Below are 23,815 nucleotides of genomic sequence, written 5' to 3'. Positions count from 1 at the left end.
TGAGCTTCAGCACCCGCTGTCGGTTCTGACGATTGAGTCACCTGGAATCGCAGATCAAACAGGGCTCAACTTACGCGCAGGACCGCAGATTGGATCACTGCCGAGGATTTATTTTTGAAGGGCCGTGAGCCCTGCGGCTCACGGCGATAAGGCGGGATTGTTACGCATAGGTTCGCAGAGATGCAGAGATGTCGAGATCAGGCGATGGCGGCAGTCTGCACAGGGGCGCGAACGGATTCGGCTTCCAGCGCTCGTACCAGCGGCAGGACGTGCTCACCGAAATAGGCGACCTCTTCCTGAAAGTGCAGGAACGCGGACAGCACCAGATCCACACCCACCGCCTTGAGCTGTACGATGCGCTCGGCGATTTGCTTCGGCGTGCCGATCAGGTTGGTCTTGAACCCATCGTTGTACTGCACCAGATCCTGGAAGGTGGACTTCGCCCAGTTGCCTTCACCCTCGGGACTCGCCTTGCCCGCCTGCTTCGCTGCATCACCGAAGGCATTGACCGCTTCCGGGTCTGCCTTGTCGACGATTTCCGCCAGCACGGCACGCGCCTCTTCTTCGGTGTCGCGAGCGATGATGAACGCGTTGACACCGATTTTCACGGAATGCCCGTTGGCAGCTGCCTTGGCCCGAATATCGTCGACCTGAGCCTTGATGCCTTCCACGGTGTTGCCATTGGTGAAATACCAGTCTGACACGCGGGCCGCCATGTCCCTTGCCGCTCGGGAACTGCCGCCCTGAAAGATTTCCGGGTGCGGGCGCTGGATAGGCTTGGGCTTGAGGGTGTAGTCGTGGAAGCGGTAGAAATCGCCCTTGAAGGTGAAATTGTCGGTGGTCCAGATGCCCTTGAGCGCCCGGATGAACTCTTCCGAACGGCGATAGCGCTCATCGTGCTCAAGCCAGGGCTCGCCGATGGCGGTGAACTCGCCCTTGAACCAGCCGCTGACAATGTTGACCGCCACCCGCCCGGCCGTGAGCTGGTCTATGGTCGCCAATTGCTTGGCCGCCACGGAAGGCGTCCAGGGCCCCGGCAGAATCGCGGCGATGACCTTGAGTTTTTCCGTGGCAGCCAGCAGCGCATGGCTGAACGCGACCGACTCATGCTGATATTCGGCACCGTAACCGGCGGTGAAACGAATCTGGGTCAGGGCATATTCAAAACCGGACTTCTCGGCGATCTGCGCCAGCTTCCGGTTGTAATCGATGGTCCAGCTGGTGCGTTGCTCAATCCTGCTCACCACAAGGCCGCCGCTGACGTTTGGCACCCAGTATGCAAATTTGATAGGGGTCTGACTCATATCGTTACTCCTCTGGCTTCAGGGTCCCGGCCACAAGAATCGAGCGGGCTTGATGGCAAGCAACAGAGCAGCAACCGTGCCACCGCAAGATATTCAATGAGATCAAAAGGTTGGAAAGCCTGATTGAAAACCCCGGCTGTCGGCAGCTTTGCAAGGTGTTGGACCGGTGTTGCCCAGGCAACAGTAGGCCGCCTTGTCGCAGGACTTGACCTGCCACACAATGCGCCCGCGTCATTTGCGACGATTCGCACGCACAAGGCTGCCTTTGATGTTCGAACTCTCAAGCTATTTCGGTCTGTTCATGGCAGCACTGGGTGCGGCGACGCTACTGCCCATGCAGTCGGAAACCGTGCTGGGCGGTATGCTGCTCAGCCAGGCCTACCCGGCCACAGTGCTGCTCTGGGTGGCCACGACAGGCAATGTGCTGGGCTCAATTCTGAACTGGCTGCTGGGCCGTTCCATCATCCGACTGCGCCACAAGCGCTGGTTTCCAGCCAGCGAAGCGCAACTGGAAAAAGCCCAGCGCTTCTATCTCACGTACGGCTATTGGTCGTTGCTGCTGAGCTGGGTCCCGCTCATCGGCGATCCGCTGACCGTGATCGCGGGCGTTCTGCGCGAGCCGCTGTGGCGCTTCGTGCTGATCGTCACCGTAGCCAAAGGCGCGCGTTACCTGATGGTGGCGGCGCTGGTGACGCACGCAATCGGCTGAGTCCTGTCTTTTCAAAACCACAGACGGTACGGAAACAAGCCACTCGTCGGCGACAGAATCCAAACCCGACGGAAGGCATGGCCACTGGCTATCCAGCACGTCTGACTCGGCGTACTTTTGGATCCAATGAAGTTCTATTCATCCGCAGGAGCACCGATGAAATTTCATGCACTGTTTCTGGCCCTCATGATCCCCGCCGTTTCGGCACATGCTGAAGCAAAACCCATTTCGGTCCCCATTGACCCTGCCGCGCAGCATGCACTCGTGGTCAAGACCGGCACAATGAAGCATCGCGTCGTGGTGACCAAGCGCGAAAGCCTGCTTGGCGTGATCTATTCCAAGCGCGTCTATAACTGCGACAATCACACGGTCAATCTGGTCGGCACGGGTGAGACGCTTGAAATCATGGAAAGCGCTCATGCAGTCAGCGGCATGGGACCGGTGATTCGCGACTCCACCGCTCAATACATTCAGGCCGAAGCCTGCAGTTAAGCGCTGCCTGCACTGCCCTTTTCCCAAAACAACCACTCCCTCTTACCGATCAAGCACCGCAGCGCTTTCTACAAGCGTTGCGCGACTGCCTGCGCGCGCGATCGTCAAAAAACACTTGCACCTAAAGTATTACGGTATACCATCAGACAGACAAAAATATAATCCTGTCGGCACACCGTGCAGAGGTAGCAAATGATCGACGCAATTGACTACAAGAACGTCATGGGCTCCTTTCCGTCGGGTGTCACCGTCATCACCACACTCAATGACGAAGGCGAAGTCGTCGGCCTGACCGCCAGCGCATTCAGTTCCTTGTCGATGGACCCGCCGCTGGTCCTGTTCTGCCCCAATTACAGCTCCGACTCCTACGCCACGCTGATCAAAAGCAGACGTTTCGCCATCCATCTGCTTTCCGGCGGCCAGCAGGAAGAAGCCTATGCATTCGCCCGCAAAGGCAAGCTGAAAGCCGAAGGCATCGAGTGGACGTTGAGCGACCTGGGTAACCCGCTGCTGAACAACGCCACGGCGATCATCGAGTGCGAACTGTGGCGCGAGTACGAAGGTGGCGATCACGCCATCATGGTCGGCGAAATCAAGAACCTGATTCAGCCGCAGCAGCCTGTCGACCCGATGGTGTATTGCCGGGGCAAGATGAGCACCTTGCCTGCTCTGGCCTGAGTGATTTCACTCTTCCCACCCATTTGATAATACGGGTGCCGGCCAAGCAGGCGCCCCCGCTCTGATCGAGGTAAGTGTCATGAAATTTTCGCTGTTCGTGCACATGGAACGCTGGGACGAATCCGTCAGCCACCGCCAGCTCTTCGAAGACCTGACCGAACTGACGCTGATGGCCGAAAAAGGCGGTTTCAGCACGGTCTGGATCGGCGAACACCATGCGATGGAGTACACCATTTCCCCGAGCCCCATGCCATTGCTGGCGTATCTGGCGGCCAGAACCGAGACCATTCATCTTGGCGCAGGCACCATCATCGCGCCGTTCTGGCACCCGCTGCGGGTCGCGGGTGAATGCGCGTTGCTGGATGTCATCAGTAACGGGCGCATGGAAGTCGGCCTCGCGCGTGGCGCGTACCAGGTCGAGTTCGACCGCATGGCAGGAGGCATGCCCGCGTCCGAAGGCGGCAAAGCAATGCGCGAGATGGTTCCGGTGGTGCGTGCACTGTGGCAAGGCGACTACGCCCACGACGGCGACCTCTGGAAATTCCCTACCTCGACCTGTGTGCCCAAGCCCATCAATACGCCGCCGATGTGGATTGCCGCGCGCGATCCGGACTCACACAATTTTGCGGTGGCGAACGGCTGCAACGTGATGGTTACGCCGTTGATGAAGGGCGACGAGGAAGTCGTCGACCTGAAGAACAAATTCGAAGCCGCGCTGGCCAACAACCCCGGCGTGCCGCGTCCGCAACTGATGGTGCTGCGCCACACCCACGTCCATGCGACGGATGATCCGGAAGGCTGGAAGGTCGGCGCCAGGGCGATCTCGAAGTTCTATCGCACGTTCGACGCCTGGTTCGGCAACAAGCAGACGCCGGTCAATGGTTTTCTCGCGCCGAGTCCTGAAGAGAAGTTCGCCGAGCGCCCGGAGTTCAGCCTCGACAGCCTGCACAGGACGGCAATGATCGGCACGCCGGAAGAGATCATTCCACGCATCAAGTACTATCAGGAACTGGGTGTCGACGAGTTCAGCTTCTGGTGCGACAACAGCCTGCCGCACACCGAAAAGAAAAAGTCGCTGGCGCTGTTCATCCAGCACGTGGTGCCTGCATTTCAGTAAAGTCTCGCTGGCACAACGCTGTCTCGCAGCAGACACCGGACTGTCGAAGAAGCACTGCATCTGCTTCTGTCCGGAGGGCGCGGGAGCCCTCGGACGTTACGACGGCAGCGATGGGCTGCGCGGCAGCCCTTGAATGCGTCCGGTACAACCCCTTGTGGAGGTCTGTTGCCGGTTCCCGACAGATCGCCGGCAAGCAGCTGCCCACAGGCCGGTGCTTGCTGCGCGACGGCGCCAAGGCGAAGAAGTGGTGGGGCCTTCCACAAAAAACGCATCCGACCTCAATGGTTATAGGCGCGCTCGTTATGCTCGGAAAGGTCCAGCCCCAGCTCTTCGACGGTCTCATGGGCTCGCAGTCCGATAAGCACCTTGACCACCTTGAGAATCACCCAGCTCACCACAAAGCAATAAACCGTGGTGAACAGCACGCCCTTGATCTGCGCAACGACCTGCGCGCCCATGGTCACGTCCGGCACCAGACCTCCCATTGACGGCACGCAGAACACACCGGTCAGCACAGCACCGATCATGCCGCCGATGCCGTGCAGGCCGAATACGTCGAGGCTGTCGTCGTAACCCAGGCGTTTCTTCAACACCGTCACGCTCAGGTAGCAGAACACCCCGCACAGCACGCCGATTGCCAATGCGCCCCCGACGCCGACATAGGCACACGCAGGCGTGATGCCTACAAGACCGGCCAATGCACCGCTGGCCAGCCCCAATGCGCTGGGTTTGCCGACCTTGAACCACTCGGTGAACATCCAGCCGAGAATCCCGGCGCAGGCACCCACTTGGGTGTTGAGCATGACGATCCCGGACGTGCCGCTCAGACCACCGCCCGAACCGATATTGAAACCGAACCAGCCGACCCAAAGCATGGCTGCACCGGCCATGGTCAGGCTCAGGTTATGGGCGGGCATCGGCGTGTTCTGATAGCCCTTGCGCTTGCCCAGCACCAGACAGGCCGCCAGTGCCGCGACGCCTGCGTTGATGTGCACGGCGGTGCCACCGGCAAAATCCAGCACGCCCCAGTTGTGCATCAACGCGCCCGCCCCGCCCCAGACCATGTGCGCAACCGGGGCATAAACGAAGGTGAACCACAGCGCCATGAACAGCAGCGCGGCCGAAAACTTCATGCGCTCGGCGAAGGCACCGGCAATCAGCGCCGGGGTGATGATGGCGAAGGTCATCTGGAAGGTTACGAACACCCCTTCCGGAATATCGCCGACCAGACTGTCGGGCGTCATACCCGCGAGAAATACGCGGCTCAGCCCGCCGACAAAACTGTTGAAGGTCACCTGCCCTTCGACCATGTTGCTGGTGTCGACGACCATGCTGTAGCCATAGATCACCCAGAGCACGCCCACCACACCCGCGATGCCGAAGCACTGGGTGAACAGCGACAGCATGTTCTTGGCGCGCACCAGCCCGCCGTAGAACAGCGCGAGCCCCGGAAGGCACATGAACAGCACCAGCACCGCCGCAGTGATCATCCAGGCGGTGCTGCCGGTGTTGAGCGCAGGGGTTTCTGCGGCCTGTACCAGCGGGGCGAAAATGCCGAGTGCCAGTGCGGCCAGAAGGGATTTGCCGAATAGACGATTGACCATGTTCAAAGCTCCCGCAAATGAATGGAAAAATGTCGGGCAGCGAACGAAGGGGTTTATCTGAAGCAACGGGCCTTTACGGCCTCTTATGGACGACTCATCGCTCGCTCTTCACGCGGCGATGTACAGATGTAACGCAGCGCGTCACGGCTGCGTGCCCACGCAGCGCATGGGCACGAGCGGTGCTCTGCAGATCAATACCCGCTACCACCTCCAGGAATCCACGACGTCCCCGCCAGTGGCACACGGGCCATGGCTGCGGATTCAACGGTCAACGCCACCAGGTCTTCAGGATCCAGGTTATGCAGGTGCGACTTGCCGCAGGCGCGGGCCATGGTCTGTGCTTCCAGAACCAGCACGCGCAGGTAGTTGGCCAGGCGGCGACCGCCTTCCACCGGGTCGAGCCGTTTGGACAGCTCCGGGTCCTGCGTGGTGATGCCCGCCGGGTCCCGACCGTTCTGCCAGTCATCGTAGAAACCTGCCGCCGAACCGATCTTCTTCAACTCTTCGTCCAGGCGCGGATGGTTGTCGCCCAGCGCGATCAGCGCGGCGGTACCAATCGCCACGGCATCGGCACCCAGCGCCATGGCCTTGGCCACGTCCGCGCCGTTGCGAATGCCGCCGGACACGATCAACTGCACCTTGCGATGCATGCCCATCTCCTGCAACGCCTGAACCGCTTGCGGAATGGCGGGCAGAATCGGGATGCCGACGTGCTCGATGAACACCTCCTGAGTGGCTGCCGTACCGCCCTGCATGCCGTCCAGCACGATCACGTCAGCACCCGCCTTCACGGCCAGCTTGACGTCGTAGTAGGGGCGACTGGCGCCGATCTTCACGTAGATCGGTTTTTCCCAATCGGTGATTTCACGAATCTCGGCAATCTTGATCGCCAGATCGTCCGGGCCGGTCCAGTCGGGGTGGCGGCAGGCCGACCGTTGGTCGACGCCCACCGGCAAAGTGCGCATGCCTGCAACACGTTCTGTGACCTTCATGCCCAGCAGCATGCCGCCACCGCCCGGCTTGGCGCCCTGCCCCAGCACGATTTCGATGGCATCGGCCTTACGCAGATCGTCCGGGTTCATACCGTAGCGGGACGGCAGGTATTGATAGACCAGATGCTGCGACTGGCCGCGCTCTTCAGGCGTCATGCCGCCGTCACCCGTCGTGGTGCTGGTGCCTGCGATGGTTGCGCCACGGCCCAGTGCTTCCTTGGCGTTGGCCGACAACGCACCGAAACTCATGCCCGCAATGGTCACCGGGATTTTCAGGTACAGCGGCTTCTTGGCGAAACGGTTGCCGAGCACCACGTCGGTACCGCATTTCTCGCGATAGCCTTCCAGCGGATAACGGGAGACGCTGGCCCCAAGCAGCAACAGGTCGTCGAAGTGCGGCAGTTTGCGCTTGGTGCCACCGCCGCGAATGTCGTAGATGCCGGTTTCGGCGGCGCGCTGGATTTCCTGGATGGTCAGGCGATCAAACGTGGCAGACTCGCGCAGAACCGGGGCTTTTGGAGTGGAGGAATCGCTCATGGTCTTGCTCCTGGATCAGTACGCGGAGGCGTTGTCGACTTTGAAGTTGTACAACTGACGGGCCGAGCCGTAGCGTTTGAAATCCGCGGCCTTCTCGTTGAAGCCTGCGCGGTTGAGCAGCTCCTGCAATTCCTGCAGATGCTCTTCGCGCATCTCCTTGGCAATGCAGTCCGAGCCCAGCGACTCGACCGTGCCTTTGACGTAAATCCGGGTCTCATAGAGCGAATCGCCCAACGCGTCGCCCGCGTCGCCGCAAACCACAAGCCGTCCCGCCTGGCCCATGAAGCAGCTCATGTGGCCGATGCTGCCGCCGACCACAATGTCGATGCCCTTCATGGAAATTCCACAACGGGCACCGGCGTCGCCTTCGATCACCAGCAACCCGCCGTGAGCAGTCGCGCCAGCAGCCTGGGAAGCACTGCCTTTGACCCGGACCGCGCCGGACATCATGTTTTCTGCGCAGCCGACGCCGACATTGCCATGCACGGTGATCGAGGCTTTCTGGTTCATGCCCGCGCAGTAGTAGCCCGCGTGACCCTGAATATCGATGGAGATGGCTTCGTTGACGCCCACCGCCAGGTTGTGAGCACCGTCGGGGTGAGTGACCACCCATTCGCGGTCTTCCAGTTGCCTGACCTGATCATGCAGGGCTTGATTGAGATCACGCACGGTGGCGTTGGACAGATCGATGGTTTTCATGTGCGTGCTCCTTAGGCCGACTCGCGTTCCCAGATGTACAGGGTGGCCGGGACAGGTTCCCAGACCCTGGCGTGCTCGATACCCGGCAGGCTGGACAGCGCCTGATACTCCGAGGCCATGGCGACGTAGTCATCGGTTTCGGCGAGGACGGCCGGCTTGCAGGCAATCGGGTCGCGAATCACCGCAAAACCGTTGCGCGTGCCAATGGCAAAGGTGAAGAAGCCGTCGAGGTCATCCAGGGATTTGTCGAGGGCCTGCTTGAGGCTGTCGCCCTGCTGCAGGCGCCAGGCCAGATAACCGGCGGCCACTTCAGTGTCGTTGTCGGTTTCGAAATGAATGCCTTCGCGGCGCAGGCTCTGGCGCAGACGGAAGTGATTGGACAACGAGCCGTTGTGCACCAGACACAGATCGGCGCCGGTGGAAAACGGATGACTGCCTTCCATCGTCACGGCGCTTTCGGTGGCCATGCGGGTGTGGCCGATAATGTGGCTGCCCTTCATGGAGCTCAGTCCGAAGCGTTGGGAAATCTCCCTCGGCAGGCCCATGCCCTTGAGTATTTCGATGCTTTGCCCGGCGCTCATAATGCGCACGGTCGGCGCGAGTTGCGCCAGCAAGGCGCGCACCGCTGCTTCTTCGGCCTTGACCTTGAGGACCACGGCGCTGGCGTTCTGAAACCAGTCCAGCGCCACGTTCAGCTTGCCTTCGATGGCGGCAATCAGCGTCTTGAAATCATACGCTTCGGTGGTCGCCTGCAACGTCAGCTTGATCCAGCCATCGGCCACCTCATCGCCGTAGATGGCGAACCCGGCGCTGTCAGGACCGCGATCGGTCATGGCTTCGAGCATCGGCTCGAACAACTGGCCGAGCTGTGACTCCAGCGCCGGATTTTTCAGGTATAGCCCTACGATTCCACACATGACTCAACTCCTGGGCAGAGACGTCCCGCCCTCCGGCAAGACGTCGAAAACGGTTGCTTGACGATCCGGCAAATCAGAAGAATTCGATGTAACGCTTGACTTCCCAATCGCTGACATGGCGGCTGTATTCCACCCACTCCATGCGCTTGAGGCGCACGAATTCGCCGACGATCTCGTTGCCCAGCACTTCGGCGAACAGCGGGTCGGCTTCCAGCGCATCGCAGGCTTCCTTGAGCGACTGCGGCAAGGTCTTGATGCCACGTGCTGCAATCTCTTCAAGGCTCAGCTTGTAGAGGTTCTCGTTGCAGACGTGGTCGATTTCCAGTTGGCGGTCGATCCCGTCCAGCCCTGCGGCGATGATCGCGGCACTGACCAGATACGGGTTGCAGCCGGCGTCAGGCAGGCGAAACTCCAGGCGGCCATAAGGCACCCGCACCATCGCCGAGCGGTTGTTGGCACCGAAGGCGATGAATGCCGGTGCCCAGGTCGCACCCGACAACGAGTTGCCGACCACCAGACGCTTGTAGGAGTTGACCGTCGGCGCGGCAAACGCACACAGCGCCGGGCCATGCGCCAACAGACCTGCGGCAAAGTGATAGGCCATCTTCGACAGGCCCATGCCACTGGGGTCGCTGGCGTCGTGGAACAGGTTCTTGTTGCTGGCGCTGCCGATCGACAGGTGAAAGTGCATGCCATTGCCCGCCCGCTTGGGATCGGGCTTGGGCATGAACGAGCAGATCATGCCCATGTCGTTGGCAATCTCTCCTGCGGCCATGCGGAAGAAAGTGAAGCGATCGGCGGACTCCATCGCGTCGCTGTAGGTGTAATTGATCTCGAACTGGCCATTGGCGTCTTCATGGTCGATCTGATAGATGTCGAATCCGACCGGCTGCAACGCCTCTGTCAGGCGCTCAAGAAACTCCCGGGATCGCGACAGGCCTTTGTAGTCGTAGCAAGGCTTGTCGAGGGTGTCGCTGGCATCGACCATTTGCAGGTTGCCCGCAGCATCACGCTTGAACAGGCTGAACTCGGGTTCAAGGCCGGTGTTGAGGGTCCAGCCACGCTGGCTCAGGCGCTCGACCTGTTGCTGCAACACGAAACGGCTGTCATAGGGCCAGGGTTTGCCGTCAACATGCCCGATGCACACCACCCGTCCATACCCCGGTTGCCACGGCACCGGCGTCAGCGACGACAAGTCACCCTTGGCCATGAAGTCGGGACCGTGCGGCTCCATGCCCATGCCACAGATGGCAAACCCGGCAAAACCGGCGCCATCTTCCGCGACCATTTCCAGGCCCGAAATCGGCACGGATTTGGTCTTCGACGAGCCATGAATATCCACGAACTGAGCCAGCACGTATTTGATGCCGTGCTGTTCGATCAGACGCTGTGTTTCGGGTGGCAACATGAGACTTGTCTCCTGGCATGAGCAGAACGTTTCAGGTAAGAACCGCAGTTTCACCCTCCCTCGGTCTATATTCCGATCAGGAAAGTTACTTTCCCAATAGGAATGCAAAGCGCTTGCCAGTTTGGTATGCCAAAAGTCGGATGCGCGAGGCAGGGGCATTCCTGCTGTTTATATGGGAAACTCGTTTTCTCTCCGGGAATAATTCGCCCGACAGGCAAACACGCCGCACATTCCCGGTGCGAAATTAAAATTAACGAGCGGAAACTGTGCACACCCGATGACAGACCAGATGAACACGCCGAACGAAACGCCGCCCAAGCTGAAGCTTGAGCAATACCTGGGCATCCAGATCAAACGCCAGCGTCAGGCGCAGGAGCTGAAACTGGCCGATGTGGCACGCATCGCAGGCATCAGCCAAGGCATGCTGAGCAAGATCGAGAACGCTCAGGTTTCCACTAGCCTCGATAACCTGAGCCGCTTGTGCGACGTGCTGGGCATGCCCATGTCAAAGCTGTTCAGCCAATACGATCAACAGGGCAGCAGCGCACTGCTGGTCAAGGCTGATGAAGGTCTGGAAGTGGTCCGGCGTGGCACGGAGAAAGGCCATACCTATCACTTGCTCAATCACACACGAGGTCCGAAGAAGAGTTTCGAGGCGTACATGGTGACCATGGACGACGCCAGCGAAGAGTTCCCGACCTTCTCGCACCCCGGCACAGAGTTTCTGCATTTGCTGGAAGGCGAGCTGATCTACCGCCACGGCAATCAGCTGTACCCTATGCAGGCGGGTGACAGCCTGACGTTCGACGGCGACATTCCCCATGGGCCGGAGCAACTGGTGCAAGTGCCGATCAGGTTGTTGTCGATCATGAATTATGGAGCGCAGGGAGAGTAGATCGCGCCGTCAGACCCGCTCGGGACGCAGTGCGTCCCGGCCGCATCCCCACGCGGAGCGATGGGCACAGTCAGTGGGCTGGCGATCGAAGATGATCGTTCCCATGCTCCAGGGTGGTAATGCCAGTCTTTAAACCGATGGTGGAGCGTTCCGACTGCACGCCTGTGCAGAGGATGACCTGAGTTACAGCACGCGCGTAAATATTCCCCTCACTCAATAAAGTTTCCAGAAAACTCTGGACGCTGCATTTTCTTTCGCCTATAAAACAGCCTTCATGAATATTAAATTCCTGACAGGAATTTTTATTCATCCATCAAAACGGTTTTCATCCCTGAATTTTCGCCTTATCGAGCTGCCGCCATCTTCCAGAGGACTGACCATGCAACACGAGAAGAACCATTTCATCCTGAAGATCAGTTGTCCGGCGACGTCCGGGATCGTGGCGGCCGTCACGTCGTATCTGGCAGGCAATCAGTGCTACATCGGGGAAATGGCCCAGTTCGACGATGAGTTCAGCGGTACGTTTTTCATGCGTGCAGTATTTCGTTTCAATGATGGGCACGCGGGTGATATCGAACAGCTCAAGACCGGGTTCGGTGCGGTGGCCAGCGATTTCGCCATGCAGTGGGAATTGCACGATACGCGCCAGCCGATGCGGGTGCTGTTGATGGTCAGCAAGTTCGACCACTGCCTGACCGACCTGCTCTATCGCTATCACAAGGGCGAGATGGACATGGCCATCACCGCCATCGTTTCCAACCACCTTGACCTGCGACCGATGGCCGAGCGTGAGGGGATTCGTTTTATCTATCTGCCGGTGACCAAAGACACCAAGGCCGAGCAGGAAGCGGCGTTGATGCGCGTGGTCAACGAGACCGGCACCGAACTGGTGGTGCTGGCGCGCTACATGCAGATTCTCTCCGACGACCTGTGCCGCCAGCTCTCGGGGCGGGCTATCAATATTCACCACTCCTTCCTGCCGGGCTTCAAGGGCGCCAAGCCGTATCACCAGGCCTACGAGCGGGGCGTGAAGCTGATTGGCGCCACCGCACATTACGTCACCAGCGATCTGGACGAAGGCCCGATCATCGAGCAGGAAGTTCAGCGCGTCGATCACGTGTACCTGCCGGACGATCTGGTCGCAGCGGGCCGTAATACCGAGACCATAGCCCTGTCCCGTGCCGTGAAATATCACCTGGAACATCGGGTATTTCTCAACACTGACCGAACGGTGATCTTCCGATGACCCAGGCCAGAATCATTAATGGCAAGGCTTCGGCCACCCAGGTGCTGCAGCAGGTACGCGAAGAGGTGCAGCACCTCAAGGCCGATGGCATTTCACCGGCGCTGGCGGTCATTCTGGTGGGCGACGATCCGGCCAGCGAGGTCTACGTGCGTAACAAGATCCTGCGCGCCGAGGAAGCCGGGATCCGCTCGCTGGAGTACCGTCTGCCCGCCGACAGTTCACAGGCCCGCGTGTTGGCGGTGATTGCCGGGCTCAATGCCGACCCGAGCGTGAACGGCATTCTGCTGCAACTGCCCCTGCCTGCCCACATGGAAGAAGCCTGCGCCCTGCAGGCCATCGACCCGGCCAAGGACGTCGACGGTTTTCACAGTGAAAACGTCGGCGGTCTGAGTCAGGGCCGCGATGTACTGACGCCCTGCACGCCCAGCGGCTGCATGCACCTGCTGCAGGAAATCTGCGGTGACCTGACCGGCAAGCACGCAGTGGTGATCGGTCGCTCCAACATCGTTGGCAAACCGATGGCCGCCCTGCTCCTTCAAGCCCATTGCTCGGTGACCGTCGTGCACTCGCGCAGCTCGAACGCCAAGGCCTTGTGCCAACTGGCGGACATTGTGGTCGCCGCCGTGGGCCGTCCGCGCATGATCGACGCCAGTTGGCTCAAGCCCGGCGCAGTGGTGATCGATGTCGGCATCAACCGCATTCAGGATCAGGGCCGCAGCCGACTGGTCGGCGACGTGGATTTCGACAGCGTCTTGCACGTGGCATCGGCCATCACTCCAGTGCCCGGTGGCGTCGGCCCGATGACCATCGCCTTTCTCATGAAAAACACCGTGACCGCTGCCCGCCAGCAGTCCCGTGCGCAACGCAGCCAATCGGAGGCCGTATGCCTTTCAATCTATTGAAGTACGGGCTCAGCCCGGAGTACCCGGTCGATGTTGACCTGCCTGCGCCCAAGGAGCTGAAAAAGGCTTATGACGTGGTGATCATCGGCGGCGGTGGTCATGGCCTCGCTACCGCTTACTACCTGTCCAAATACCACGGCATCACTAACATCGCGGTGCTGGAAAAAGGCTATCTGGGCGGCGGCAATACGGCGCGCAATACCGCCGTGATCCGCTCCAACTACCTGACCAGCGAAGGCGTCCGGTTCTACGCCGAGTCGGTGAAAATGTTTCAGGGTCTGTCCAACGAGTTCGATTTCAACATCATGTATTCCGAACGCGGCCAACTGACCCTGGCACACACCGACGCCACGGTGCGTTCGTTTCGTCAGCGGGCCGAGGTCAACAAGCATTTTGGCGGGCGCACCGAGATGATCGACCGCCAGCAGATTCGCGAACTGGTGCCAAGCCTCAACCTTGATCCCGGCCACCTTCCGGTGCTTGCCGGGCTGTGGCACATCGACGGCGGCACGGCACGGCACGATGCCGTCGCCTGGGGCTATGCGAAACAGGCCGCCAAACGCGGCGTGGAGATCCATCAACTGACTGAAGTCCAAGAGCTGGTGATCACGAACGGCACCATCACGGCGGTCAAGACCAACCGCGGCACCATCCAGTGTGGCTGCGCGGTACAGGCGGTCGCGGGCATGAGTTCGCAGATGATGAAAAAGGCTGGCATTCGCTCGCCCATCCAGACCTTCCCGCTACAGGCCATGGTCACCCAGCCATTCAAACCCTTTCTCGATCCGCTGGTGAGCTCTTCAGCGCTGCATTGCTACGTACAGCAGACCAGCCGCGGTGAAGTGGTATTTGGCGGAGGCTCGGATCCTTATCCGCTGTTCAACACCCGCTCGACCCTGGACCTGAAGGAAAGCCTGCTGGCCCATGCCATCGAGATGTTTCCGTTTCTGGCCAATGCAAAGCTGATGCGCCAGTGGGCCGGGATCACCGACATGACCCCGGATTACAGCCCGATCATGGGCCTTTCACCGGTGAAGAATTATTACCTGGACGCAGGCTGGGGGACTTGGGGTTTCAAGGCAACGCCCATCTGCGGCAAGACCATGGCCGAACTGGTGGCCAGCGGCGGCAAGGTCCCGGAGCTGATCAGGCCCTTCGCGCTGGAGCGGTTCTCCACCTTTCAGCAAGTCAACGAAATGGGCGCAACTGCGGCCAGCCACTGACCCGTTATCGAGTAAGGAGCGATACATGAAAATCATGACCTGCCCGCTCAACGGGCCACGCAACATCAGCGAGTTCACTTACGGCGGCGAGTTCAAGCACATGCCCGACCCGCAGACCTGCAGCGACGCCGAGTGGGCCGATTACGTGTTCAACAGCGAAGACACGCTGGGCGTCGTGCGTGAATGGTGGATGCATAACCCGTCCAGCTACTGGTTTCTGGCCGAGCGCCACACCGCAAGCGACCAGATCATCCGCACCTTTGACCCGCGCGAGGTCTTCACCGCCCGCGTCGACTTCGCCCCCATGCCCTCCAAGGAGATCGCAGGATGAACATGCCCACTCGCCTGTCCGCGCCCATGGGTCTGCTGATCGACCGCGATAAGCCGCTCACTTTCAGTTTCGACGGCAAGACCTATCAGGGCCTGCAAGGCGACAGCATCGCCAGCGCCCTGCTGGCCAACGGTCGCTTTCTGCTCTCGCGCTCGTTCAAGTACCACCGCCCGCGCGGCCCCCTGACCATGGCGGGACAAGACGCCAACAGCCTGATCCAGTTGCCCCATGAGCCCAACGTACTGGCCGACACCTTTGCGCTGCAGCAAGGTCTGCAGGTCAGCGCACAGAACTTCAATGGCTCGCTGGACAACGACAAGGATGCCGTTCTGGGCAAATTCTCGAAGTTCATGCCGGTCGGTTTCTACTATCGTTCCTTCTACAAGCCAAAAGGCATGTGGAAAGTCTGGGAGCCGATCATTCGCAAGAAGGCCGGTCTGGGCGTGCTGGACCTGAAATTTCAGCCGGAGTATTACGACAAGGCTTATCTGTTTACCGACCTTGCCATCATTGGTGCCGGGCCAGCGGGGTTGCAGGCTGCATTGACCGCCGCCCATGCCGGTGCCCAAGTGCTCCTGATCGAACAGCAGGCGATTCTGGGCGGCTCACTGACCTACGCCCGCTTCGACCTTGAAGGTCAGCGCGCCGGGCAGGTGCGCCGCGAGCTGGTCGAGGCCGTGGAAGGCCACGCCAACATCCGCGTGCTCAAGCAGGCGACCTGCAACGCCTGGTTCACCGACAACTACCTGCCGGTGATTCAGGGCAAGCGCATGTATAAGGTGCGCGCCACGCAATGTCTGGTGTGCAGCGGGTCATTCGACCAGCCGGTGATCTTTCGCAACAACGACCTGCCCGGCGTGATACTGACCAGCGCCGTGCAGCGGCTGATGAAGCTGTATGCGGTCAAACCCGGCAAGCGCGCGGTGGTGTTGACCGGCAACGACGACGGCTACCTCGCGGCGCTGGACCTGCACGATCAGGGCCTGGATGTCGTCGCCGTTGTCGACATGCGCCCCCATGCACACGACCGGGCATTGCAGAACGCGGTCGAACAACGCGGCATCACCTGCCACATGAACACCACGGTGTTCGAAGCGTTGCACGAAAAAGGCATGCGTCACGTCAGTGGCGCGGACCTGCGCAAGATCACCGGCCAGGGACAGGTGGCCAACAGCGGCCTGACCGTCGAGTGCGATCTGCTGTGCATGTCCGGCGGCTACATGCCCGCCTACCAGTTACTGTGTCAGGCCGGCGGCAAGCTCGACTATGACGACGCCCAGGCCGAGTTCGCCCTCAGCGGTTTACCGCAGAACCTGAGCATCGCCGGTTCCGTCAACGGCTGTCACGCGCTGGACAACGTGCTGGCCGACGCGACGCGCGCCGCAGCCGACGTGACCACGGCGCTGGGCCTCACCTTCGAAGGCACCCTGCCCGCGTTGCGCAACGAAGCGCGGGTCAATTTTGCCTGGCCGATCTTTCCGCATCCCGAAGGCAAGGACTTCGTCGACTTCGATGAAGACCTGCAAGTGCGCGACATCGTCAACGCCACCCGGATCGGCTACCGCGACATTCAACTGGTCAAGCGCTACTCCACTGTCGGCATGGGTCCTTCGCAGGGACGTCATTCGGCGCTGCCGACGGCACGTCTGGTCGCGGCTTCGACCCAGCGCAGTATCAGCGAAACCGGAGTGACCACAGCACGCCCGCCGTTCGAGGCGGAAAAGCTGGCGCATGTCGCAGGCCGCGCCTTCGATCCATACAGGCAAACGCCCATGCATCGCCGCCACGTTGAGGCGGGCGCGAAGATGATGCCTGCGGGCATCTGGCAGCGCCCGGCGTTCTACGGCAAACCGTCGCAACGCGATGCGTGCATGCAGGAAGAAGCCGCGCATGTACGCAACAAGGTCGGGATCATTGATGTCTCGACGCTGGGCGGGCTGGATATCCGTGGGCCTGACGCCGCCGAACTGCTCAACCGTATGTACACCTTCGCGTTTCTCAAGCAGCCGGTCGGTCGTTCGCGCTATGCCCTGATGACCAATGAGCAGGGCGTGGTGATCGACGACGGCGTCTGTGCGCGCTTTGCCGAGCAGCATTTCTACGTGACCGCGACCACCAGCGGTGTGGATCGCATCTACCAGCAGATGCTCAAGTGGAACGCCCAGTGGCGCCTGAACGTGGACATCACCAACGTGACGGCGGCGATCTGTGCGGTCAACGTGGCAGGTCCGGATTCGCGCAAGGTGCTGGAGCAGGTGTGCAGCGATCTGGATCTGTCTTGCGAAGGTTTTCCCTATCTGGGCGTGCGTCAGGGCTCTGTCGCGGGCATCAGGGCACGCCTGCTGCGGGTAGGCTTTGTCGGCGAACTGGGTTACGAGATTCACGTACCGGCACGCCACGGGCTCAAGCTCTGGGACGCGCTGACCGATGCAGGCCGGGCCTTTGACATGCGCCCGTTCGGCGTTGAAACCCAGCGTCTGCTGCGCCTGGAAAAAGGCCATGTGATCGTCAGCCAGGACACCGACGGCATGACCCACCCGGCCGAAATCGACATGGGCTGGGCGGTTAGCCGGAGCAAACCCTTCTTCGTCGGCCGTCGTTCGGTGGACATCCTCGAAGCCCGGCCACAGAAACGCAAGCTGGTGGGCTTCACCCTGCCCAAGGCCAGCCCGCTGCCGCTCGAAGGCCATCTGGTGCTCAAGGGGCCGGATATCAGCGGCAACGTTACCTCCTGCGAATACTCGCAGACACTGGGCAAGATCATCGGTCTGGCCTACGCCGCGTTCGATCAGAGCACGCCGGGCCAGCAGATCCCGATTCGCGTCGAAGACGGTGTGGTGGTCCAGGCCACCGTGGTGAAACTACCCTTCTTCGATCCTGAAAATCAGCGCCAGGAGCTCTGAACCATGACCCGTCTTTCTGCTGAACGCTCTGTTGGATTTGACTCGATGCCGCTGTGCACGCTGGAGGATCTGACCGACCTGCCACGCGTCGGCTTTCGCGGTACGGACAGCGCCGCTTACCTGACCGCACGCGGCTTCGACCTGCCCGACGCACCCAACCGCGCAATGACCCAGGCAGATGGCAGCCACGTTGCGCGTCTGTCGCAGACCGAATACCTGCTGCTGGGCAGTGCTCAGGATCAAGGCCAGCGCATCGCCGACGAAGAAGTCCGCTGGGAGCTGGACCACATCGCCAATTACCTCCTGCCACGTCAAGACAGCCACGCGTGGCTGCAACTGAGCGGGGTGTGCATCAGCGAGGTGATGGCCAAACTGTGCGGCGTCGACCTGCGTGTGCATGCATTCCCGCCCGGGGCGGTGGCCCAGACCTCGGCGGCGCGCATCAACGTGATCGTGGTGAATGTCGGTGCGCAATCGGTGCCGTGTTTTCAGATTCTGTTCGACCGCGCTTCGCTGGCGTACTTCAAGGATGCAGTGCTGGATGCGATGGCGGAGTTTGATAGAGCGAGTGTCTGAAATCGTTCTGACTCGCTGCGTTCGTCGTTGTACAACGAGCGCGAAAAGCAGATCCAGAACGAGGGTGGCTGGCTGAGTGCACATCCCACCCATTCTGTGTTTCATCCGGCGCGGACGAAAACGAACATGAGCCAGTGTGAAGCTATCCATGACTGACACGACTGAAAAAGACACCGACTACATTGTCCCCGCCCTGGCCCGTGGGTTGAGCGTGCTGGGCATGTTTTCAGCGCAGACCCGCTCGCTCGGCATGCACGAAATCGCCGGGCGACTGGGCGTCAGCACGTCTGCGGTCTACCGGATTCTGTTCACCCTGACCGACATGGGCTATCTGAACAAAAGCGGCACGCAATACGAACTGGGTGCGCGAGTGATCAGCGATGGCTTCAGCTATCTGGCCAGCCGCGACATTGTCGACGTCGCGATGCCACACCTGAACCGGCTGCGTGACCAGTCATCACTGTCCTGCCACCTGAGCATTCGTGAGCAGACCGACAGCCTGTACCTCTACCGAGCCTTCGCTGCGCAGCGTCTTTCGGTGAATGTTCCGGTCGGCACCCGCATCGCCTGCCACTGCACGGCCATGGGCCGCATGCTGCTGACGGCACTGGACGACGCAGAGCTGAGCAGGCTCTATCAGCACATCCGCCTGGACGACTACCCTGCTCCGGCCCCCCGCACGCTGCCTGAACTTCAAGCCATGACACGGCAGGATCGCGAGCGCGGCTGGGTTCTGCACCGCTCGGACTATGCGACCGCCATCGCCACGTCAATCAAGGACCATGCGGGCAAGGTCACGGCGGCAATCAACCTGTCCGGCCCGGACGCCATCATGGACCCGGACGGTGCGCGGGAACGGTTTCAGGATCTGTTGCTGGCCTGCAGCGAACACATCAGCAGCGAACTGGGGTATCGCCCCTGACCCAGAAACGACATAAATGCCTCTGATACCGCCATCCCGTTTAAAGAATCCCGGTAGAACGCCGACTTGCTAGTGGTAGGCCATAAGGCAGCGCTCCCGAGTGATGACATGGTTCGACAGACTGCACACAAATGCAGCGCCCAACACGCGATAGTACTGGACACTCCGGAGCTCACATGAATATCAAACAGAAATTGACCTGGGCATTCGCAGTCATTGCGTGCCTTCCAATTATTGTGGTGGCAACGATTGTCGTCGTGAACCTGCGCGACGAGGCGACCCAGGATTTTGTGGATGGCAGCGGGCGCGAAATTCGTCAGGTCGATAACGCCATGCAGCTGTTTTTCGACGGCATCACTCAGAACGTGAACTACATCGCCGCGCATCCGCTGATTGCAGGTGCTGGCGACGATTTCAGAAACTATATGGGTGCCGCTGCGACGCCGCAGTCGGAAAATGACAGGCAGGCAACCGAGCTGTTCGCCAGCATTGCCAAGGCTCACCCGGCGTATTCCTATGTTTCCTACGGCCTGATCAACGGCAGCTACATCATGACGCCGGAAGACCCGAGGATGAGCAACTACGACCCTCGCGTCCGTCCCTGGTACAAGACGGCGATGGCCAACGTCGGCAAGACCGTACGCAGCGATGCCTATTACTGGGCCGCCGACGACGCCGTGCTGGTCAGCACCATCCGCGCGATTCCCAACAAGCTCGGTAACCCCGGCGGCGTGGTGAATATCGACGTGTCGCTCAAGCAACTGACCAACATCGTCAAACAGATCAAGCTGGGCGAAAGCGGCTATCTGATGTTGATGGAAAAGAACGGCACGGTGCTGGTCGATCCCAAGCAGCCGGAACACAACTTCAAGAAGCTGGGTGAGCTGGGCGACGGCTTTGCCGAACTGGCCAAGACCAACAGTGGTCTGGTCGAGGTTACGCTCAACGGCGAGCGCTACATGGCCAACGTCTACTCGTCCGAGCAGTTGGGCTGGAACTTCATTGGCCTGATCAAGCAGGACGAAGTCATGGCCTCTGCCACGCGTCTGACCTTGCTGATCGGTATCATCGCCGCCGTGCTCGCACTGGTGTTCGCCATTGTCGGCGCGAGCTTCGCCAGGGTTATCGTGCGTCCGATTCACAGCGTCTCGACCGGTCTGGAAGGCATCGCTGACGGTGAAGGCGACCTGACCCGTAACCTGACCGTGCGCGGCAACGACGAAACCGCGCAACTGGCGGGCTGGTTCAACAAGTTCCTGACTGCGATTCGCAGCCTGATCCAGCACATCAGCCAGGCAGCGCACAAGATTCTAGAGGCGTCGCACAGCTCGACCCGTGTCTCCAACGACATGGCAGAAGCCGCAGGTCGTCAGCGTGAAGCGGTGGACATGGTCTCTACGGCGTTCCACGAAATGGTCGCCACCTCCAACGAAGTCGCCCGCTCCTGCAGCCAGGCGGCTGACTCTGCCGACAGCGGTCAACAGCAGGCCCGTGAAGGTCAGCGCCAGATCGACGACGCGGTGCGCAGCGTCGATCAATTGAGCGAAGAAATCGCTCGCTCGGCCAAGGATGTGACGCAACTGGAAAAGGACAGCATCGACATTCAATCGATTCTGGCCACCATTCGTTCGATTGCCGAGCAGACCAACCTGCTGGCGCTCAACGCAGCCATCGAAGCGGCGCGTGCCGGTGAACAGGGTCGCGGGTTTGCCGTGGTGGCCGACGAAGTCCGCGCGCTGGCCAAGCGCACAGCCGATTCGACTGCGGAGATTGACACGCTGTTGGGCAACCTGGCCAAACGTACCAAGTCCGTGGCACAGCAGATGAACGCGAGCCTGGATGTGTCGCAACAGTCCGTGACCAAGATCGGACAGGCACGCAGCAGCTTCGGCCAGATCCGCGAGTCGGTGGACGTGATCCGCGACATGAACACCCAGATCGCGACCGCCGCCGAAGAGCAGCATCAGGTGGCCGAGGACATTAACCGACACATCAGCCAGATCCATGGCGATGCGCAACTGATCGCCACGCTGTCAGACTCGGCCCGTGTCGACTCCAGCAGCCTGGCGTCGCTGTCCAACGAGCTGGATGCACTGGTGCGCAAGTTCAAGACTTGATGGTAAAGACCTTGGAAAAACCTCCGTCAACGGGCAACGCGTGACCTGCCGAGGAAACGCGTTTTTGTGGAAGGCCCGGCCACGTCTTCAACCAGGAGGCGGCGTGCCGGCGATCTGCCAGGAACCGGCAGCCTTCGGCGTATCAGATCCACTCTAGGGCCGCTGCGCAGCCCGTCGCTGACATCTTAACCCCCCGAGAGCTCCCACGCTCTCCGGGCAGAAGCAGATTTCAGCGTTTGATCAGCAGTCAGGTGATTGATAAAGGTGGCCTGCGTATCACGCAACCTATGCCTCTACCCCCGCAACAAGACGTCCTCCCCGAACCATTCCGCCAGAAAATCCAGCAGGGTGCGCAAGGTCGCCGACTGATGCTGGCGCGAGGTGTAGATGCCGTGCATGCCCAGCGTGCGGGGCTGGTAGTCGGGCATCAGCGCGACGAGTTGCCCACTGGCCAGCAATGGCGCTGCCGAGTGAACCGGTTGCAAGGTGACCCCTGCACCTGCCACTGCGGCCTCGAGCAGCACCACCGAATCATTGGCGCTGAGGTTCCCGCCCACGGGCACACTCAACGGCTGTCCTGCATGCACGAACTCCCAAAGACTCTTGCCGAAGTAGGAATAGGTCAGGCAATTATGGCCGCTCAACTCCTGTGGCCGCAGCGGTGTGCCGCGGGCCGCCAGATAAGCGGGCGACGCACACATGACTGAATCGCAGGTTCCCAGCGGGCGTGCAATGAGATTGGGGTCCAGTTGATTGGTGATGCGGATCGCCAGATCGATCCGTTCGCTCACCAGATCCACCGCCTGATTGCCGATCAACAGGTCCACAGACGTGCCGGGATAGCGCTGCAGGTAGGCCGTCACTGCCGGTGCCAGCACCGCCTGCGCCAGCGACTGGGAACAGGCGATGCGCACCATGCCGCGCGGCTCGTCCACCTGCGTATCGGCCGCCAGTGGCATGGCGTCGGCCAGCTCCAGAAGTTGCTGACAGCGTGCCAGCGTCACTTGGCCAGGTGCCGTCAGACCCAGTTTGCGGGTGGTGCGATGCAGCAGGCGTGCTCCGGCCCAGGTTTCCATTTGCGCCAGATAGCGCGTGACCATGGCGCGGGAGATGTCCAGCGACTCTGCGGCAGCGATCAGGCTGCCACGCTCGTTGATGGCAATAAACACCCGCGCCGCCATGATGCGATCCATGATTCGTCCGATCCAGGCAACCAATAGTTGCCAATTTTGAGGCTTTTGTTTCACTTCAAGCAACCTAAGATAGGACCACTTCCAGTCTGCCACTCGAAAAGGTTGTTCCCATGTTGCGCAGTGCCCTGTTCGCCCTCTCCTTCGCCACTCTTTTTCCACTGGCCGCTCAGGCCGCCGATCCGCTGAAGATCGACGTCTACAACCCGGCCGAAAAAGCCATTTTCCCGGTGTCGTCCGAACTCATCACCGGCCAGCATGATGCTGTGCTGATCGACGCCCAGTTCCAGCGTAACGACGCCGAAGCGCTGGTGCAGAAGATCAAGGCCAGCGGCAAGAAACTCACCACCGTTTACATCAGCCACAGCGACCCGGATTACTACTTCGGTCTGGACGTGATCCAGGCGGCGTTCCCTGAGGCGAAAATCGTCGCCAGCGAACCCACCGTGAAAGCCATCAAGGCATCGATGCAGGGCAAACTCGCCTACTGGGGCCCGATCCTCAAGGACAACGCTCCAGCCAAACTGGTCCTGCCTGAAGTACTCAAGGGCGATCATCTGACGCTGGAAGGCCAGCCGCTGGAAATCAAAGGGCTGCAAGGCTCGGCGCCGCAACGCAGCTACGTCTGGATTCCGTCGCTCAAGGCCGTTGTAGGCGGTGTTGTCGTATCCAGCGGCATTCACGTCTGGATCGCCGATACCCAGACGCCGAAATCCCGTCAGGACTGGCTTGCCACCCTCAAGGGCATCGAAGCCTTGAAGCCGGTCACCGTTATTCCGGGCCACTATCTGGGCGAGGTGCCTGAAGGAACCAAGGCTGTCACGTTCACCGCCGACTACCTCAAATCCTTCGAGGAGCACGCTGCCAAGGCCAAGGACTCCGCGGCATTGATCGACGCCATGAAAAAAGCCTGGCCACAACTGGCCGAGCCGAGTTCGCTGGAGCTGAGTGCCAAAGTGATCAAAGGCGAGATGAAGTGGCCGAACTGATCTGATCAGTCGCTAGGTTTCGTACAGAGCCTAATTGCGTTTCACCACTGGCAGGCCACCGCTA

Annotated in this window: 21 protein-coding genes and 1 pseudogene; 15 read left to right on the top strand and 7 right to left on the bottom strand. The window is 60.5% G+C overall.

Going from position 1 to position 23,815, the window contains the following annotated elements:
- Window positions 1–197: 197 nt before the first annotated feature.
- Entirely contained in the window at window positions 198–1,304 is a 1,107-nt protein-coding gene (gene sfnG / locus KDX39_RS00920) for a dimethylsulfone monooxygenase SfnG (protein ID WP_099226573.1), read from the bottom strand.
- Window positions 1,305–1,572: 268 nt separating this feature from the next.
- Between sfnG and KDX39_RS00915 the strand changes: the two genes are divergently transcribed.
- From KDX39_RS00915 to KDX39_RS00900, 4 genes are all read left to right on the top strand, one after another.
- A complete protein-coding gene (locus KDX39_RS00915) occupies window positions 1,573–2,013 on the top strand; it encodes a YqaA family protein (RefSeq protein WP_231658878.1) in 441 nt (146 codons plus the stop codon).
- A 156-nt stretch (window positions 2,014–2,169) separates the two neighbouring features.
- Window positions 2,170–2,505: a hypothetical protein gene (locus tag KDX39_RS00910; protein ID WP_231658877.1), complete on the top strand. Its 336-nt coding sequence runs from the start codon at window positions 2,170–2,172 to the stop codon at window positions 2,503–2,505.
- Between the two features lie 192 nt (window positions 2,506–2,697).
- A complete protein-coding gene (locus KDX39_RS00905) occupies window positions 2,698–3,183 on the top strand; it encodes a flavin reductase family protein (RefSeq protein WP_231658876.1) in 486 nt (161 codons plus the stop codon).
- Between the two features lie 79 nt (window positions 3,184–3,262).
- Window positions 3,263–4,300, top strand: coding sequence for an LLM class flavin-dependent oxidoreductase (locus KDX39_RS00900; protein WP_231658875.1), 1,038 nt, complete (start codon window positions 3,263–3,265; stop codon window positions 4,298–4,300).
- Between the two features lie 278 nt (window positions 4,301–4,578).
- Here KDX39_RS00900 and KDX39_RS00895 read toward each other — a convergent pair whose 3' ends face one another.
- The 5 genes from KDX39_RS00895 to glnT all read right to left on the bottom strand — a co-directional run bounded on the left by KDX39_RS00895 (window position 4,579) and on the right by glnT (window position 10,457).
- Window positions 4,579–5,904, bottom strand: a complete 1,326-nt coding sequence (locus tag KDX39_RS00895; RefSeq protein WP_231658874.1) for an ammonium transporter — start codon at window positions 5,902–5,904, stop codon at window positions 4,579–4,581.
- 191 nt (window positions 5,905–6,095) lie between these two features.
- Window positions 6,096–7,433: an FMN-binding glutamate synthase family protein gene (locus KDX39_RS00890; protein WP_029241146.1), complete on the bottom strand. Its 1,338-nt coding sequence runs from the start codon at window positions 7,431–7,433 to the stop codon at window positions 6,096–6,098.
- Window positions 7,434–7,448: 15 nt separating this feature from the next.
- Window positions 7,449–8,132, bottom strand: coding sequence for a protein glxC (locus KDX39_RS00885; protein WP_029241147.1), 684 nt, complete (start codon window positions 8,130–8,132; stop codon window positions 7,449–7,451).
- Between the two features lie 11 nt (window positions 8,133–8,143).
- A complete protein-coding gene (locus KDX39_RS00880) occupies window positions 8,144–9,049 on the bottom strand; it encodes a class II glutamine amidotransferase (protein ID WP_231658873.1) in 906 nt (301 codons plus the stop codon).
- Between the two features lie 73 nt (window positions 9,050–9,122).
- Window positions 9,123–10,457, bottom strand: coding sequence for a type III glutamate--ammonia ligase (glnT, locus tag KDX39_RS00875; RefSeq protein WP_231658872.1), 1,335 nt, complete (start codon window positions 10,455–10,457; stop codon window positions 9,123–9,125).
- A gap of 289 nt (window positions 10,458–10,746) precedes the next feature.
- On the opposite strand from glnT, the gene KDX39_RS00870 reads away from it, so the two are divergent.
- From KDX39_RS00870 to KDX39_RS26480, 10 genes and pseudogenes are all read left to right on the top strand, one after another.
- Complete coding sequence (locus tag KDX39_RS00870) at window positions 10,747–11,352, top strand: helix-turn-helix domain-containing protein (protein WP_025994689.1); 606 nt, start codon at window positions 10,747–10,749, stop codon at window positions 11,350–11,352.
- Window positions 11,353–11,731: 379 nt separating this feature from the next.
- Window positions 11,732–12,598, top strand: a complete 867-nt coding sequence (purU, locus tag KDX39_RS00865) for a formyltetrahydrofolate deformylase (RefSeq protein ID WP_231658871.1) — start codon at window positions 11,732–11,734, stop codon at window positions 12,596–12,598.
- On the top strand, window positions 12,595–13,500 hold the full coding sequence (gene folD, locus KDX39_RS00860) for a bifunctional methylenetetrahydrofolate dehydrogenase/methenyltetrahydrofolate cyclohydrolase FolD (protein WP_231658870.1): 906 nt from the start codon (window positions 12,595–12,597) through the stop codon (window positions 13,498–13,500). The genes purU and folD overlap by 4 nt, the downstream gene beginning before the upstream one ends.
- On the top strand, window positions 13,482–14,723 hold the full coding sequence (locus KDX39_RS00855) for an FAD-dependent oxidoreductase (RefSeq protein WP_231658869.1): 1,242 nt from the start codon (window positions 13,482–13,484) through the stop codon (window positions 14,721–14,723). Before folD ends, KDX39_RS00855 begins: the two co-directional genes overlap by 19 nt.
- 25 nt (window positions 14,724–14,748) lie before the next feature.
- A complete protein-coding gene (locus KDX39_RS00850) occupies window positions 14,749–15,054 on the top strand; it encodes a sarcosine oxidase subunit delta (RefSeq protein WP_099226560.1) in 306 nt (101 codons plus the stop codon).
- The gene (locus KDX39_RS00845; RefSeq protein ID WP_231658868.1) at window positions 15,051–17,957 is read left to right on the top strand and encodes a 2Fe-2S iron-sulfur cluster-binding protein; all 2,907 of its coding nucleotides are present in this window, start codon (window positions 15,051–15,053) and stop codon (window positions 17,955–17,957) included. Before KDX39_RS00850 ends, KDX39_RS00845 begins: the two co-directional genes overlap by 4 nt.
- A gap of 3 nt (window positions 17,958–17,960) precedes the next feature.
- A complete protein-coding gene (locus tag KDX39_RS00840) occupies window positions 17,961–18,533 on the top strand; it encodes a sarcosine oxidase subunit gamma (RefSeq protein WP_231658867.1) in 573 nt (190 codons plus the stop codon).
- 148 nt (window positions 18,534–18,681) lie between these two features.
- Window positions 18,682–19,455, top strand: coding sequence for an IclR family transcriptional regulator (locus KDX39_RS00835; RefSeq protein WP_231658866.1), 774 nt, complete (start codon window positions 18,682–18,684; stop codon window positions 19,453–19,455).
- Window positions 19,456–19,586: 131 nt separating this feature from the next.
- A pseudogene (locus KDX39_RS26485) lies at window positions 19,587–20,714 on the top strand (cache domain-containing protein); the annotation flags it as partial.
- A 90-nt stretch (window positions 20,715–20,804) separates the two neighbouring features.
- A complete protein-coding gene (locus KDX39_RS26480) occupies window positions 20,805–21,572 on the top strand; it encodes a methyl-accepting chemotaxis protein (protein WP_371321821.1) in 768 nt (255 codons plus the stop codon).
- A 293-nt stretch (window positions 21,573–21,865) separates the two neighbouring features.
- Here the strand turns inward: KDX39_RS26480 and KDX39_RS00825 are convergent, their stop codons facing one another.
- A complete protein-coding gene (locus tag KDX39_RS00825) occupies window positions 21,866–22,765 on the bottom strand; it encodes a LysR family transcriptional regulator (protein WP_231658864.1) in 900 nt (299 codons plus the stop codon).
- A gap of 110 nt (window positions 22,766–22,875) precedes the next feature.
- On the opposite strand from KDX39_RS00825, the gene KDX39_RS00820 reads away from it, so the two are divergent.
- A complete protein-coding gene (locus tag KDX39_RS00820) occupies window positions 22,876–23,751 on the top strand; it encodes an MBL fold metallo-hydrolase (RefSeq protein ID WP_231658863.1) in 876 nt (291 codons plus the stop codon).
- Window positions 23,752–23,815 lie beyond the last annotated feature (64 nt).

It is taken from the genome of Pseudomonas sp. CDFA 610 (genome assembly GCF_021147865.1).
Taxonomy (GTDB): Bacteria; Pseudomonadota; Gammaproteobacteria; order Pseudomonadales; family Pseudomonadaceae; genus Aquipseudomonas; species Aquipseudomonas alliivorans.
The sequence above is the reverse complement of the archived record's forward strand: the minus strand, read 5'-3'. Positions and strand labels throughout refer to the sequence as shown.

What these genes read in the sequence shown, in the direction of transcription:
- sfnG (WP_099226573.1), bottom strand. Translation starts at nt 1,304, where the DNA reads ATGAGTCAGACCCCTATCAAATTTGCATACTGGGTGCCAAACGTCAGC.
- KDX39_RS00915 (WP_231658878.1), top strand. Translation starts at nt 1,573, where the DNA reads ATGTTCGAACTCTCAAGCTATTTCGGTCTGTTCATGGCAGCACTGGGT.
- KDX39_RS00910 (WP_231658877.1), top strand. Translation starts at nt 2,170, where the DNA reads ATGAAATTTCATGCACTGTTTCTGGCCCTCATGATCCCCGCCGTTTCG.
- KDX39_RS00905 (WP_231658876.1), top strand. Translation starts at nt 2,698, where the DNA reads ATGATCGACGCAATTGACTACAAGAACGTCATGGGCTCCTTTCCGTCG.
- KDX39_RS00900 (WP_231658875.1), top strand. Translation starts at nt 3,263, where the DNA reads ATGAAATTTTCGCTGTTCGTGCACATGGAACGCTGGGACGAATCCGTC.
- KDX39_RS00895 (WP_231658874.1), bottom strand. Translation starts at nt 5,904, where the DNA reads ATGGTCAATCGTCTATTCGGCAAATCCCTTCTGGCCGCACTGGCACTC.
- KDX39_RS00890 (WP_029241146.1), bottom strand. Translation starts at nt 7,433, where the DNA reads ATGAGCGATTCCTCCACTCCAAAAGCCCCGGTTCTGCGCGAGTCTGCC.
- KDX39_RS00885 (WP_029241147.1), bottom strand. Translation starts at nt 8,132, where the DNA reads ATGAAAACCATCGATCTGTCCAACGCCACCGTGCGTGATCTCAATCAA.
- KDX39_RS00880 (WP_231658873.1), bottom strand. Translation starts at nt 9,049, where the DNA reads ATGTGTGGAATCGTAGGGCTATACCTGAAAAATCCGGCGCTGGAGTCA.
- glnT (WP_231658872.1), bottom strand. Translation starts at nt 10,457, where the DNA reads ATGTTGCCACCCGAAACACAGCGTCTGATCGAACAGCACGGCATCAAA.
- KDX39_RS00870 (WP_025994689.1), top strand. Translation starts at nt 10,747, where the DNA reads ATGAACACGCCGAACGAAACGCCGCCCAAGCTGAAGCTTGAGCAATAC.
- purU (WP_231658871.1), top strand. Translation starts at nt 11,732, where the DNA reads ATGCAACACGAGAAGAACCATTTCATCCTGAAGATCAGTTGTCCGGCG.
- folD (WP_231658870.1), top strand. Translation starts at nt 12,595, where the DNA reads ATGACCCAGGCCAGAATCATTAATGGCAAGGCTTCGGCCACCCAGGTG.
- KDX39_RS00855 (WP_231658869.1), top strand. Translation starts at nt 13,482, where the DNA reads ATGCCTTTCAATCTATTGAAGTACGGGCTCAGCCCGGAGTACCCGGTC.
- KDX39_RS00850 (WP_099226560.1), top strand. Translation starts at nt 14,749, where the DNA reads ATGAAAATCATGACCTGCCCGCTCAACGGGCCACGCAACATCAGCGAG.
- KDX39_RS00845 (WP_231658868.1), top strand. Translation starts at nt 15,051, where the DNA reads ATGAACATGCCCACTCGCCTGTCCGCGCCCATGGGTCTGCTGATCGAC.
- KDX39_RS00840 (WP_231658867.1), top strand. Translation starts at nt 17,961, where the DNA reads ATGACCCGTCTTTCTGCTGAACGCTCTGTTGGATTTGACTCGATGCCG.
- KDX39_RS00835 (WP_231658866.1), top strand. Translation starts at nt 18,682, where the DNA reads ATGACTGACACGACTGAAAAAGACACCGACTACATTGTCCCCGCCCTG.
- KDX39_RS26480 (WP_371321821.1), top strand. Translation starts at nt 20,805, where the DNA reads ATGGCAGAAGCCGCAGGTCGTCAGCGTGAAGCGGTGGACATGGTCTCT.
- KDX39_RS00825 (WP_231658864.1), bottom strand. Translation starts at nt 22,765, where the DNA reads ATGGATCGCATCATGGCGGCGCGGGTGTTTATTGCCATCAACGAGCGT.
- KDX39_RS00820 (WP_231658863.1), top strand. Translation starts at nt 22,876, where the DNA reads ATGTTGCGCAGTGCCCTGTTCGCCCTCTCCTTCGCCACTCTTTTTCCA.